This is a genomic window from Brooklawnia sp. (assembly GCF_032229645.1).
GTDB lineage: Bacteria > Actinomycetota > Actinomycetes > Propionibacteriales > Propionibacteriaceae > Brooklawnia.
The window spans coordinates 1-13,240 of sequence record NZ_JAVTWX010000045.1 but is presented as its reverse complement, the minus strand read 5'-3'; the positions used below and the strand labels follow the sequence as shown (position 1 = coordinate 13,240).

The 13,240-nt window shown below is 64.7% G+C and carries 10 protein-coding genes; 7 read left to right on the top strand and 3 right to left on the bottom strand.

The genetic code is table 11. The features are described from left to right. Positions 1-125 precede the first annotated feature (125 nt). Entirely contained in the window at positions 126-995 is an 870-nt protein-coding gene (locus AAFP05_RS03005) for a cation diffusion facilitator family transporter (RefSeq protein WP_341728376.1), read from the bottom strand. A gap of 231 nt (positions 996-1,226) precedes the next feature. Between AAFP05_RS03005 and AAFP05_RS03000 the strand changes: the two genes are divergently transcribed. Beyond that, positions 1,227-2,576, top strand: coding sequence for a D-serine ammonia-lyase (locus AAFP05_RS03000; protein WP_341728375.1), 1,350 nt, complete (start codon positions 1,227-1,229; stop codon positions 2,574-2,576). Between the two features lie 59 nt (positions 2,577-2,635). Here the strand turns inward: AAFP05_RS03000 and AAFP05_RS02995 are convergent, their stop codons facing one another. Both AAFP05_RS02995 and AAFP05_RS02990 read right to left on the bottom strand, forming a co-directional pair. Continuing rightward, positions 2,636-3,727, bottom strand: coding sequence for a MerR family transcriptional regulator (locus tag AAFP05_RS02995; RefSeq protein ID WP_341728374.1), 1,092 nt, complete (start codon positions 3,725-3,727; stop codon positions 2,636-2,638). 2 nt (positions 3,728-3,729) lie between these two features. Then, on the bottom strand, positions 3,730-4,380 hold the full coding sequence (locus AAFP05_RS02990) for a HEAT repeat domain-containing protein (RefSeq protein WP_341728373.1): 651 nt from the start codon (positions 4,378-4,380) through the stop codon (positions 3,730-3,732). A gap of 186 nt (positions 4,381-4,566) precedes the next feature. Here AAFP05_RS02990 and AAFP05_RS02985 point away from each other — a divergent pair, with 186 nt between their 5' ends. From AAFP05_RS02985 to AAFP05_RS02960, 6 genes are all read left to right on the top strand, one after another. After that, positions 4,567-5,988 carry a threonine/serine exporter family protein gene (locus AAFP05_RS02985; RefSeq protein WP_341728372.1) on the top strand — a complete coding sequence of 474 codons (1,422 nt, stop codon included), beginning with the start codon at positions 4,567-4,569 and terminating at the stop codon, positions 5,986-5,988. Between the two features lie 236 nt (positions 5,989-6,224). Then, complete coding sequence (locus tag AAFP05_RS02980; RefSeq protein WP_341728371.1) at positions 6,225-6,944, top strand: MarR family transcriptional regulator; 720 nt, start codon at positions 6,225-6,227, stop codon at positions 6,942-6,944. Positions 6,945-7,475: 531 nt separating this feature from the next. Next, complete coding sequence (locus AAFP05_RS02975) at positions 7,476-9,326, top strand: glycosyltransferase family 2 protein (RefSeq protein WP_341728370.1); 1,851 nt, start codon at positions 7,476-7,478, stop codon at positions 9,324-9,326. A 27-nt stretch (positions 9,327-9,353) separates the two neighbouring features. After that, positions 9,354-10,094, top strand: coding sequence for an HlyD family efflux transporter periplasmic adaptor subunit (locus tag AAFP05_RS02970; protein ID WP_341728369.1), 741 nt, complete (start codon positions 9,354-9,356; stop codon positions 10,092-10,094). Between the two features lie 5 nt (positions 10,095-10,099). Beyond that, complete coding sequence (locus AAFP05_RS02965; RefSeq protein WP_341728368.1) at positions 10,100-12,145, top strand: glycosyl hydrolase; 2,046 nt, start codon at positions 10,100-10,102, stop codon at positions 12,143-12,145. A gap of 221 nt (positions 12,146-12,366) precedes the next feature. Then, the coding region (locus AAFP05_RS02960) for an NAD(P)-dependent oxidoreductase (RefSeq protein ID WP_341728367.1) at positions 12,367-13,240 on the top strand (874 nt) is incomplete at its 3' end.

Genomic DNA, 13,240 nt, shown 5'->3' with positions numbered 1-13,240 from the left:
GCTACCGAAATGCACAGCGGCTACTGATCGTCCCAGCGGCTACCGAAATGCCGCGGCTTTTCGGTAGCCGCTGCAGTTTTCGGTAGTCGCTGATTGCAGCGCACCTTTCATTCAGCGGCGCAAACTCAGAAGTCGTGCTCATCCGCATACGAGCGCGGATCCTCGATCGGTTCGAGATGCGCGGAGACCCGGATGTCGGGCACGACCTCCACGATCGCATCGATGACATCTTCGGTGAGATCGTGACCACGCAAGACACTCCAGGTGCCGGGCACCAGAACGTGCACGTCCATGAACTGCCGGTTGCCGGCGCGCCTGGTGCGAAAGGCATGAAACTCGATCTGACCCGGCTGCCGGAATCGATCGAGGACTGACTCGAGCTGCCGATTCGTCTCCTCGGGCAACGCGATATCCATCAGCCCGTTCACCGAATCGCGGATCAGCCTGTAGCCCGTCCACAAGATATTCAGCCCCGCCAGCAACGCGACGACCGCGTCGAGGCGCGGCTCGTGGGTTATCGCGACCAGCCCGACACCGAGCAGTACGGCGACCGAGGTGACCACATCAGTGAGCAGATGCTTGCCGTCAGCCAGCAGAGTCGCCGAACCGGCCGTCCTGCCCTTGCGAATCAGCACGAAACCGACAGCCCCATTGATGATCGCGGCGACCACCGAGATCCCCAAGCCCAGCCCCAGCTGCTCCAGCTCGCGCGGATTGAACAGGCGTTCGACCGAGGTGAAGATGATGAAGCCGGCCGCGACGAAGATCATCACGCCCTCGACCACCGCACTGAAGTATTCGGCCTTGCTGTGGCCGTAGGGATGGTTCTCGTCCGCGGGCTTGATGGCGACCTTGAGCGCAATTAGCGCCACGACGGCCGCGACCAGATTGACCAGCGACTCCGCAGCGTCCGACAGCAAACCGACCGATCCGGTCAACCAGGCAGCACCGCCCTTGAGTGCCATCGTGACAATCGCCGCCGCGATCGACAACATCGCATAGCGGCTGAGGTCTTCGGGCGGCGCGTAGCGCGGCGAGTTGTCGTGTTCCGGCTCGATGGGGCGTCTAGGTGTCACTCACCAAGTATGTCCATCTCTTCGGCGGGCAGCCAAGGCGTCGTCTCACGGACGCGTCTTGCACGAAGCCAACAGCGTCGCCTGACCACCTGCAACTCGGCTGCCGCGCGACCCGGGGCAGAATTGTGAGATAGCAGAGGGGACGACACGATGACGCAGCTGATCGCAGGGCGTTCGTTGAACGCATGGCTCGCGGACTATCCGCTGCTCGTCGACCTGATGGCCCTGCGAGAGGTGAGTTGGTTCAATCCGGAGTTGGCGCCCGCCGCCAGCGCGCTTTCGGAGGTCGGGCTGAGCACCGCTGACATCGACGATGCCGCCGATCGCCTGAAACGCTTCGCTCCCTATCTGGCAGCGGTCTTTCCGCAGACGCGCGCCAGCGCCGGAATCATCGAATCGCCGCTGGTGGCAGTGGGCGGGCTCCAGGAGGCGCTCGGCCAGCACTTCGGATTGCCACTGGAAGGTCGGCTCTTCGCCAAGCTCGACAGCGAGCTGCCGATCAGCGGCTCGATCAAGGCCCGCGGCGGCATCTACGAGGTGCTCGCGCACGCCGAATCGCTCGCTATTGAGTCCGGTTTACTAGCTCCGGACTCGGACTACCGCGAACTGAACAGTGCGAAGGCCCGCGACCTGTTCAGCGGGTATTCGATTGCCGTCGGATCCACCGGCAACCTCGGCCTGTCGATCGGCATCATGAGTGCTCAGCTCGGTTTCCAGGTCAGCGTCCACATGTCGTCAGACGCCCGTTCCTGGAAGAAGGAGCTGCTGCGCTCGCACGGCGTGAACGTCGTCGAATACGAGTCGGACTACTCGGTCGCCGTGGCCGCCGGACGCGAACAGGCCGCCGGCGATCCGCACGCCTACTTCATCGACGACGAGAACTCGACCCGTCTCTTCTGTGGCTATGCTGTCGCGGCCAGGCGATTCGCCGGGCAGCTACAGGCTCTCGAGGTTCGAGTGGACGCCGAGCATCCGCTCTTCGTCTATCTGCCGTGCGGTGTCGGCGGCGGCCCCGGCGGGGTCACCTTCGGACTGAAGACGATCTTCGGCGACGACGTGCACTGCGTCTTCGCCGAGCCCACCCATGCGCCCTGCATGCTGCTCGGCGTCTATACCGGCGAGCACGAACGAATCAGCGTCGGCGATTTCGGCATCGATGGTTGCACGGCCGCCGACGGTCTGGCCGTCGGGCGTCCATCGGGATTCGTGGGCCGACGGATGCAGCATCTGATCGACGGCTACTTCACGGTTACAGATGACGAACTCTTCCGGCTGGTATTCCAGACGCATCAGTGTGAAGGCTTGGGGATCGAGCCATCGGCTGCGGCTGGGCTGCCGGGGCCGTGGCGGGTACTGAGTGCGACTGACTACCGGCAGCGCCTCCGCCTGGACGATGCCAGGCTCGCCCGGGCCACCCATGTCGCCTGGTTCACCGGCGGCAGCATGGTCCCTTCGGACGAGATGACCTCCTATCGCGAGCGCGGTGCTGCTTTGAGTTAGGAACCCTCCAGAGAATCCCCCAGAGCCAGAAATCGCTCGGCCTGACCGCCTCGGGAGAGTCAGCTGCGTCGGCCACGAGTCCGGCGGACAAGCAGGTAGCGCGCTGTGCGGCTGACCGATTCGTCCGGGTCAGCGGACAGGTCGCGCAGTAGCGGAGCCACCAGGTCGCCAGGCAGTTCACCGAGTGCCTGGGCGAGCCGTTCGCGAGCAGCGGGACCGGGAACGGCGGGCTCTGCCGTCGCTGCTGCAGGATCGGGGACGGCGGCAGCTGCCGTCGCGGCAGCAGCCAGCCGCGAGCCGATCAACTCGACGGCGCGGGCTCCCAGATCTGCCGAGCGCGCGGCAAGACCGCCCAATGCCTCGGCGGCCTGCACATCGTCGATGCCCTGGGCGATCATCGCAACCAGCCGCGAGCAGAGCTCGTCTGGCTCGAAGCCTGATCTCTCGGGCTCTCGATTGGCGAGCGCCAACAGAGCCCGGCCGGCGATGACCGCGTCCGGATCATCGGCGAAGCCCACCAAAGCCTCGGACGCCGCTGGGGCATCGATGCTGGTCAGGGCCCAAACCGCGCGGCCTCGAACGTCCGGATCGGTGGCCCGTGCACAGTGGGCCAGCGCGGGGGCCGCGGCTTCGCCCGCCCGGACGATCGCCCAGCGCAAAGCCCCGGATGCGCTTGGATCAGGTTCGGCCAGGTAGGCGTCCACCAGCTGCCCGAGCACCGGCAGCGGCGCAGTGCCCCAGCGCAAGGCAGCGGTCTGCCGCTCACTCGCCGCGCCCGACCGCAGTCCGGTGATCAGTCCTATGACATCGAGTACGTCGTCCCAGTCCTGCGGTGTGGCCGCCTCGATACCGCGCAGCCTGGCGAGCAACTCCCGCTCCGCGGCGATCCGTAGTTCGGTGTCGCTGGCGAGCCGAGACACCGTGTTCGCAGCGTCAAATCCCGGGTCGTCCAGGGCCGCAGTGACCTCTGCCAGTGAGAGCCCGAGCGTGCGCAACGCCTCCACCTCGAAGAGCCTGCGCAGGTCGGCCGGCCCGTATTCGCGGTAGCCCGAACCCGTGCGCCCGGAGGGGATAAGCAGCCCTACCCGGTCGTAGTGCCGCAGCATTCTGATGCTGACTCCCGAACGCTGCGAGACGTCGCCGATCTGCATAACTACGAACCTAGCGCCATGATCCGCTTCGCCTCGGCCATCGCCGCGTCGAAGCCCGAATCGGGGTCGCGGATCAGCCGCAGCGAAGCTTGTGCGTGCAATCTGACTGCCGAATCCCCATGACCGGCAGCCTGCCGCAGCGCGACCTCGGCGGCATCGCCCAGTTCCACGAACGCCCGACTCAGACTGAGTTGGACGTCGCGTCCGCCACGACCCAGCTGGCCGGCCAGCCGTCCCGCAAGATCGGCCCGCTCATCGGTCGGCACCAGCGCAACCGCGGCGCGCCAGGCGGCACGCGCCGCCTCATCATCGGCATCGGCGAGTGACTCGTCGGTGATCGCCGGCCAGGCCCGGCCGTCCGCGAGTTTCGACAGCGTATGCAACCCCTGCGCGCGGGCCTGAGCCACCGGGGACTCGGTCTCTGCAAGCACTAACGGAAAGACTTCGTCCGCCGGATACCTCGTCAGTGCCCAGGTGAGCATGTCACGAACGAAGAAGTCCGGCTCCACTCCACAGCGCCGGACGATGACTTCCGCTGCCCCGGGGACCGGGTTCGTCCCGGCGGCGAGAGCCGCCTGAAGCCGCTTTGACGCGTCCGGCAGGTCGAGGGCGCGCGCCACTTGCTCCAGCAGATCGCGATCAATCGACGTCATGTCAGTTCCTCCTGGCCACCAGCCAATTGGCTGTCACAGTGTCAGGGTCAAGCCGCCGTAAGGTCTCGCCGGAACACGGCTAGAGTGTGAGCGGCCGGATCGACGTTCGGGGGACGAAGAGGTGAACAGCAGGTGCTGGAAGCGGACATGGGTTCGAACGATCACAAGCATCTGACAAGCGGAGATATGACGACACCTAAGTCGCAGAACGCCTCCGAAGAGAAGACCGCGCTACTGCCGGCGGTGCAGGAGCCGATCGTCCCTGCGGTGCGTCCGATCAGTGACCCGCGCACCGTCAAGAAGCACAAGCACGGCCGCAACACGGCGTTGTCGAAACGGCTGCTGCGGATTGCGCGCGGTTGGGGCAACCAGGGAGTCCCCGCGAAACCCGTGCAGGTGACGATGACCATCCCGGATCTGCTCGGCAGCCTGGGGCTGGCGATGCTGCAATCCCAGCTTCCGACCAGCGATATCGAGCGTCAGTTGGGCGATATTGCGCGGGCCTACGGACGTCCCGATCTCCGCATGGTCGTACTGCCCACCTCGATCCTCGTCGAGGATCCGGCTCAGGCCCGCACCGGCGTATTTCCGCTGCTGTCCGGTTCGTACCGGCTCGATCAGGCCGGTGCGATGGAGCGGCTGGTGGCCCGGGTTGTCGGGGAGCATCCCGAACCTGAGGAGGCCATTCGCGAGATCGCCCGGATCAGCCAGACGCCACCGCGATTCAGTGGCCGGACGATGATCGTGGGGCACATGATCCTCACCCTCGGATTCGGGATGGTGATCAATCCGACAGCAACCGCGCTGCCGGCCTATCTGGTTCTGGGCGCGCTCGTCGGCCTGGTGATCACACTCATGCGGGGACGCGCATCCGTGCAGCTGCTGCTGCCGGTCGCCACCTCATTTCTGCTGACGTTGTTGACTCTGGTCACCTTGAGCGATGTGTTGCCGGACGATCCACTGCTGCTGGTGGCGCCCGCCCTGCTCGCCTTCCTCCCCGGCCATATGCTCACGGTCGCGGCCGTGGAACTCACCAGCAACCAGGTCATTGCCGGCGCCAGCCGTCTCGTCTACGGATTCGCGCAACTCGGTTTGCTCGCCTTTGGCGTCTACGCGGCCTGGCATGTCGTCGATGCACCACCCGTGAGCGGTTGGGCGCCGTTGCTGGGGCCGTGGGCCCCGTGGGTCGGCGTCGTGCTCACCAGCGTCGGATTCAACCTCTATATGGTGGCCCCGAAGGGCGCCCTGCGCTGGATCCTGTTCGGGAACCTCGTGGTCTATGCTGCCCAATTCACGGGGTCGGTTCTCGTCGGGCCGGCGTTGTCGGGTTTCGCCGGGGCCATGGTGCTCGAGCCGTTGGCTCGCGCGATTCAGCGCTTCCGGTCGGCCCCACCCACGGTGGTGCTTCGCACCTCCGGGTACTTCCTGCTGGTTCCCGGTGCCCTCGGGTTCATCAGCGTCAGCGAGGCCGCGTCCACGGTGGGATCGCTGTCGATGATCGTCCAGGTCTTCCTTTCGCTGATGGCTATCGCGCTCGGCACCCTGGTGGGCGCCAGTGTCTCCCGCGAGATCCGCGCCGCCGTCCGCACCTGGCACGATCCGGTCTGACCCAGGCCGACCGGCTGTCGGCGCCCTGGAACCTTCCGCTCTTCGCGTGGCTGCTGCCCCGAAGGGCTGCGTCCAATTATCGAGTTCAGTTTGGTCGCTATAGCCGACCAAACTGAACTCGATAATCTGCGGGGAAATTTTCGTCAGGTACTTGACGGAGCTCCGAACGCGACGCATAGTTGATGTCAGGTACCTGACAGAAGGTGAGGACCAGATCCAATCAAAGGACATCAACAATGACTGACAACATCAATGACCAGACGAATCAAGAACGCAGTGGTCGCCGCCTGGTGGCCGAGCGGCTGCGGCATGTGGCCGCACTCCAATTCAGGCGGCAGCGCAGAGGCCGCCCCGGCGGCGAGCCCTGGCGTGACCCGCGAAACGGGCAGGGTCGGCTGCTGGCGGTACTCAAGCTCAAGCCCGAGATGACCCAGCGCGAGCTGACCTACCTGATGGGCATGTCGCGGCAGTCGATCGCCGAACTGCTCCGCAAACTGGAGGGCCAAGGCCTGGTCGAGCGCGAGGCATCAGCGAGTGACCGGCGTGTCGTCAACGTGCGGCTCACCGAAGCCGGACGCAATGCTGTCCAGGACACCGGCCCCGACTCGGACGCGCGGCTGGCATTTCTCGATTGCCTGACCGACGAGGAGGTCGCTCAACTGGCGGACTATCTCGGTCGCATCATCGAGAACCTCGAGCAGGAGTTCGGCGAAGACTTCGACGAGCGCGTACAGCGAATGCAGGACTTCTGGCATCATCACGGCCCCGGACCTCACGGACGCGGTGGTTTCCCAGGCTTCGGCCCGGATGCTTTTCCCGAGCCTGGTGGCTGGTGGGGCGAGGAACCCGGATGCGGACCTCGCGGCCCGCGCGGTGGACGGCGCACACCTCCCATGCCCCCGCAGGACCGACGTTCGGCAGACGAGTTCGATGACCCGGAGCCGGACGAAGGCTGAACCATCCCGGCGTGGACGATATCTGCACGCGCCCGCCACGCAGTAGCTGCCACCCCACCGTTACCACCGGGCATTTGCCGCCCAAAGAACTACCAGGAGTTGCAGCGGCTACCCGTCTGCACACGCCATGACACAACAGCTACCCGAAGTTGCAGCGGCTGCCGATCCTTCGGCAGCCGCTGTAACTGTCGCTAGTCGCTCGAATCGGACCCGAGCATTTCGGCAGCGGATGGGATGGTCGGCAGCCCGTGATTCGGTCCACGACGCGATCGCAGGGCCCAGCGCTCCGACACGGCTGCCCAATCATCGTCCGCACGACAAGTGAGCGGGCGTCTTAACGTGTCCGTAACGGCATCCTCTCGTTCCTGCAACCTTGTCTTGTTTAACTGAGTGGCAACTTCACAAGGGACCTTCAACCCAAGCCCTTCAGTGGTCGGCCCACCGGCCGACCGAAGACGCCACGCACCCCTAGGTGGCAACCGGCTGTGACCCGCAGCCCGAAACCAATGACGCAGTCCTTTCAGGAGGATCATGTCGACGTACACGCTGGCGACCGACCCGACTCCCGCAGACGATCTCATCCCCGAAGCCCGCAGGGCACGCTCCAAGAACCCTTACACGCCCGTAGTGATCACCGTTTCACTAGCGGCGACGCTGGGCATTTTCGCCTACGCGTGGTTCTTGCTGAACCCCCACAACCGCGGCGACCTGCTGCCCTGGACGATGGTGATCTTCGCCGAGGTCGTGCTGATCTTCCACGCGTTGATGGCGATGTGGGCGATCTTCGCAGGCATGAAGGATCCGCGCGGCTTCTCGTTCTATGACGCCCAGCGGACGCTCTATGACGCGGTCGCCAATGAGGGCCAGCGCGTCACCGATGATCCTGCCCGCTGGCCGCTGTATCTGGAAGCGAAACCGGTGAGCGTCGACATCCTGATCACCACCTATGGCGAGCCGCTCGACGTCATCCGGCGAACCGCCGAAGCGGCCATGGCCGTTCGCGGTGAGCATCAGACGTGGATCCTCGATGATGGCAAGTCCGATCAGGTGCGCGATCTGGCAGCCCGCCTCCAGATCGGTTACGTCCGCCGACTGACCAATCATGGAGCCAAGGCCGGCAACCTCAACAACGCGTTGACCGTAGCCAAAGGCGACTTCTTCGTGATCCTGGACGCAGACTTCGTGCCGCAGCCAGAGTTCTTGGAGGAGACCCTCCCGTTCATGGTCGACCCCACCGTGGCCTTCGTGCAGACGCCTCAGACCTACGGCAACATGCACAATTTCATCTCCCGCGGGGCCGGGTACATGCAGACGATGTTCTACCGGTTCATCCAGCCGGGCCGCAACGAGTTCAATGCAGCCTTCTGTGTCGGCACCAACGTGCTCTTCCGCCGAGCAGCCGTGCTCGATGTCGGCGGCATCTACGCCCAATCGAAATCCGAGGACGTCTGGACATCGTTGATGCTCCACGAACGCGGCTGGAAGTCCGTCTACGTGTCGCGAACACTGGCAGTCGGTGACGCGCCCGACACCATTGAGGCCTACACGAAGCAGCAGCTGCGGTGGGCAACCGGTGGCTTCGAAATCTTGTTCACCCATAATCCGCTCAGCCCCAGGCGCAATCTCTCGCTGGATCAGCGGGTCATGTACTTCGTCACCGCGACCTTCTACCTGGCTGGTATCGCCCCCGGCATCCTGCTGTTCGTTCCTGCGATGGAGATCTTCTTCGACCTGCACCCAGTGAACCTCCAGGTTGGCACAGCCACCTGGTTCTTCTTCTATGCGGGCTTCTATCTGCTACAGATCCTGCTGGCGGCCCTGGTTCTCGGCACCTTCCGCTGGGAGGTACTGCTACTAGCAGCCAACTCGTTCCCGATCTATTTCAAAGCGTTCCGCAATGCGTTCATCGGGGTTGACACGAAATGGCATGTCACCGGAGCGACCGGCAAGAAGGCGTCCGCGTTCAACTTCATGATTCCGGTCGTGTGGACCTTCGTCTTCTTGCTCGGCACCTCGGTGGTGGCGCTGTGGCGCGATATCAGCCTCGGCCGGCTCAATGTGGCGACCTTCTGGTGCGTGGTGAACACCCTGGTGCTCGGTGCATACATCGTGGTCGGGTTCCGAGAGGCACGGACGACGCCGGGCACCGCGGACCTCACCGAGGTCGATCTGATGAATACCGTCATTGAGACCCGCAGTCCCGAACCGCTCAACCCGGACACCATCCTGGCCGCACGTCGGCAAGTTGCGCAGCTCGCCGCCGACCCAACGGGAGCCGAACCATCAACCAACGCACCACCAGCCACCATCCTGCAAGAAGGCGATGGGCTGCAAGACGACGCCACCGAGATGCCGCGACGCGCAGCCCGCGTCCTGCAGTGACGACCCACCAACTCAAGGGGACGGATCATGACCTGGATCAATCGGCTCAAGATGTGGGGTGGCATCCTCGGGGTCGCCGCGCTCACCTTCGCGCTGACGCTGCTGTTCAACCAACGACAGTCTCAGGTGGCCAGCATCACCGCTTCGGTCGACGCGCCGGCTGCGATGGTGGGCTCGTCCTACGGCGGGGTGGTGACCGAACTGAACGTGCGTGCCGGGGATGCCGTGACCGCCGGAGATCCGCTGTTCACCCTCACCAGCCTGCAATTGCAGCAGGACATCGGCAACGGACTCAAGCCGATCTCTACCGAGGCCTACGCAATCGATCCGGAAGCCGGGACGATCACCTACCACGCCGTCTCCAACGGCTATATCGCCTCCATCGAGGCCAAGCCCGGAACGTTCTTGGCAAACGGCGGCGCGATGGCGGTGGTGGTCGCCGATGGCGAACGCACGGTGACCGCACAGTTTGAGCTGGAGCCCTCCGACTACGGACGAGTGGAACAGGGTGCGGGCGCTCGGATTGTGCTCCCGAACAACCAGACCGTGCAGGGCACCGTGGCTGGGGTCACGGTGAATACCAATGACCGTGGCGACGCGATCACCCATGTCACCATCGAGAGCCCCGCCCTGACCGATCCGGGCCTCTCGACTTTGACAAGGCTAGATACACCCGTGACCGTCATCATGGACCTGCGTGATGACGGCTGGTTGGCCGGGCCGACCGAAGTACTGCTCGCCTTCTTGACCAAGATCGGATTGAGGTAATCGCGGTGACAACAGTCAAAACGATCCGAGACGGCCTGATCGCAGGAGGCATGCTGATGGCGCTCGTGGCATGCACGTCCACTCCCCCTGGCGATCCCGATGCGTCCACTTCTGGCGCGACCACCGCCGCGCAGCCGACAACCGCAGCGACGGTGCTCGGTGCCGAGGAGGTCTCGCCGCTGCTCGACCAGATCACACGGCGCGACGGCGTCGACCTGAATCCCGCCAGACTCGCCGATGGCCTCCTGCCGCCGACCAATACCTGGTTCTCCGGGCTGGTCTTCGGGGACGCTGCGCTGCCGGTCTTCCCGATGCCGTTGAGCTTCGGGCTGGACGATAACGGCTTCGCCTTCGGTCTGCCCACCGTGACCACGAGCGAGAAAACGATCATGGGCGGCTATGCACCGATCATCGACGTGACCACCGGCAGCAAGACGAGCTGGCAGGTGACGGCCTACGACAAGCTGTCGGTGACGCTCGAGGGTAGCGTCGACGGCAAGCCGTTCGGTGTTGTCCGAATCGCCGAAGGCTCACCGTTCGTCAGTTTCACCGCGTCGTCCGCGATCGATCTGACCACCAACCTGCCGTTCACGGCCAACGGTGACGCTTGGTCCACCAAAGCCGGGGCGTCCGAATATGGCCTTGTCACTTCGGGCAAGGTGAATGGCAGCCGCATCGAACTGGACGACGGGCAGCGTGCCACCTGGTTCGCGACGCCCACCGGCGGCACGCTGTCCGGCCTTGCGGCGCTGGCGGACGATCCGGTGGTCTCCACCTCGGTGTCGTACGAGGTGGCCGACGATGTCACGACCACTTTGCGGTACAGCACCGAAGATGGCGGCTCGACCGCGGTGACGGCCATGCCGCATCAGGTGGACAGCCTTGTCAGCGATGCCGAACCGATCGGCACCTACACCAGCATCTTCGGCACTTTGTCCGTCTATCCGATCGGCGAGTTGACCTGGAGTGAGCCTGCTCAGGCCGCCCGTACCGGCTTGGACCTTTCCGGCCTGAGCAGCGGCGAGCGTGACGAGCTCGCCGACGCCGTCCGCTCCGATGTGGCCACGGCTACGCCGTATCCGGCGGACACCTATTTCGGCGGCAAGGCGCTCTACCGAGACGCCCAGTTGATCCAGATCGCCCGCCAGGTCGGTGCGCAGGACGTCGCCGATCAGCTCAGCACCCAGGTGAGAACCGAGCTGGAGAAATGGATGGAGCCGGGTGGCTGCGAAACACGCGAGGCATTCTGCTTCTTCTATGACACCCGCAATCACGGCATCGTCGGCAACACACCGTCATTCGGTTCGGACGAGTTCAACGACCACCACTTCCACTACGGGTACTTCCTCTACGCAGCCGGCGTGCTCGCCGCCGACGATCCGGAGCTGGCCACCAAGATCGCCCCTGTGATGAACCTGCTGGCCGCAGACATCGCGAGTAACCCTGCCAACGAGTATTTCGTGGCGCAGCGCAACTTCGACCCCTACCAGTCCCATTCGTGGGCTTCGGGGACCTCTCCGTTCGCGGATGCCAACAATCAAGAGTCGGTCTCTGAGGCCGTCACCGCGTACGCGGGTCTAACCCTGTGGGCCCGTGCGAGCGGAAATGCCGACTTGGAGGCCGAGGCGGGTTGGATGCATGCTCTGGAGTCGGCATCGGCCCGTGCCTACTGGACCGACTTCGACCTGGACGATCCGGTCTACCAGGGGTTCAATCATGCGATCACCCCGCTGATCTTCGGAGGTAAGCGGGACTATGCCACCTGGTTCTCGGCCGAGCCGGCCGCAACCCTGGCCATTCTGCTGATCCCGGTGAGCCCTTCGTCCGACCAACTGCGGGGCGACCCGGAGCGAATCAAGAAGAACGTGGCCGAGGCAACCGCGGGCAAGGGATTCGAGCAGCAGTACGGCGATTACGTGCTGATGTACTACGCACTGGCCGGGGAGCAGGAGCGACAGGAGGCGCTCGAGGTCGCCCGTCGGATGGACCGCGAGTTGATCGACGACGGCAATACTTACAGCTATCTGCTGGCGTGGCTGTTGAGCGTCTGAGACAGCCACGATGTCATGACGTGCCATGGCCGCTCCTGAGGACCCTCCAGAGGGGTCTTGACGCGGCCCTTTGACGATCTGAAGCTTCGCTCATAGGGTTCTACCCATCGGATGAGTCTTTGACAGATGAGTCTTGTGGCAGCAGCTCCGGGGGCGACCTCAATGAGGATCGATCGCGTCGAGCGCTCCGGCACGATCAACAATGGAGTGAGGAAACGATCATGACAATCAACAGCGTCGGTGTCATCGGACTCGGCATCATGGGCGGGCCGATGGCCCACAACATGGCAGCTGCCGGGTGGCAGGTGTTCGGCTGGGCCCGCAGATTTCAGGTAGCCCAGGCGGTCGAGGGCATCGTCCCCGTGCCGAGCACCCGCGAGTTGGCAAGCTGCGATGTGCTGGTGAGCGTGCTGCCCGATCTACCGCATCTCGAGGGGGTGCTCGCCGACGGTCTGCTGGACGCCATCGATCATCCGGTCACGCTGGTGGTCTGTTCGACCTCGTCCCCCAGCGGGGTCAGGGAACTCGCCGAGAGGCTGGCGTCGCGGCAGGTCTCGGTGGTCGACGCCCCGGTCAGCGGAGGCGAGACGAAGGCAATCGACGGCACCCTGGCCATCATGGTGGGTGGCGCGGACGCCGATGTCGCACGCGTGCTTCCGGTACTCCAGGCATGCGGCAAACCGGTACACCTGGGCCCGCTGGGGAGCGGTGAGGTAGCCAAGGCCTGCAACCAGATGATCGTCTCGGCCACCACGACCGCGCTGGTGGAGGCCGCCGTGCTCGCCGAGCGTTCGGGCCTCGATGTGGCCGAACTCTTCGCGTTGTTGAGCACCGGGCTTGCGGCCAGCGAGGTGCTCACGCAGAAGGCAGCGAAGCTCGTCGCACACGACCACGCGGTCTCGGGTCCGGCGAAGTTCTTCATCAAGGATCTCGGATTCACCCTCGATCAGGCGGAGACCGTCGGGGTGCATCTGCATCTGACCGAGCTGATGCGCAAGACCTGGACCGACATGACCGAGGCCGGCTACGGCGACCTCGACACGACCGCCCTGCAGGCCTACGTCGAAGACCTCGCAGAATCGGATGCGCCGAGCG

Coding starts and splice junctions, on each gene's coding strand:
- AAFP05_RS03005 (WP_341728376.1), bottom strand. CDS start 995: ATGTTGTCGATCGCGGCGGCGATTGTCACGATGGCACTCAAGGGCGGT.
- AAFP05_RS03000 (WP_341728375.1), top strand. CDS start 1,227: ATGACGCAGCTGATCGCAGGGCGTTCGTTGAACGCATGGCTCGCGGAC.
- AAFP05_RS02995 (WP_341728374.1), bottom strand. CDS start 3,727: ATGCAGATCGGCGACGTCTCGCAGCGTTCGGGAGTCAGCATCAGAATG.
- AAFP05_RS02990 (WP_341728373.1), bottom strand. CDS start 4,380: ATGACGTCGATTGATCGCGATCTGCTGGAGCAAGTGGCGCGCGCCCTC.
- AAFP05_RS02985 (WP_341728372.1), top strand. CDS start 4,567: ATGACGACACCTAAGTCGCAGAACGCCTCCGAAGAGAAGACCGCGCTA.
- AAFP05_RS02980 (WP_341728371.1), top strand. CDS start 6,225: ATGACTGACAACATCAATGACCAGACGAATCAAGAACGCAGTGGTCGC.
- AAFP05_RS02975 (WP_341728370.1), top strand. CDS start 7,476: ATGTCGACGTACACGCTGGCGACCGACCCGACTCCCGCAGACGATCTC.
- AAFP05_RS02970 (WP_341728369.1), top strand. CDS start 9,354: ATGACCTGGATCAATCGGCTCAAGATGTGGGGTGGCATCCTCGGGGTC.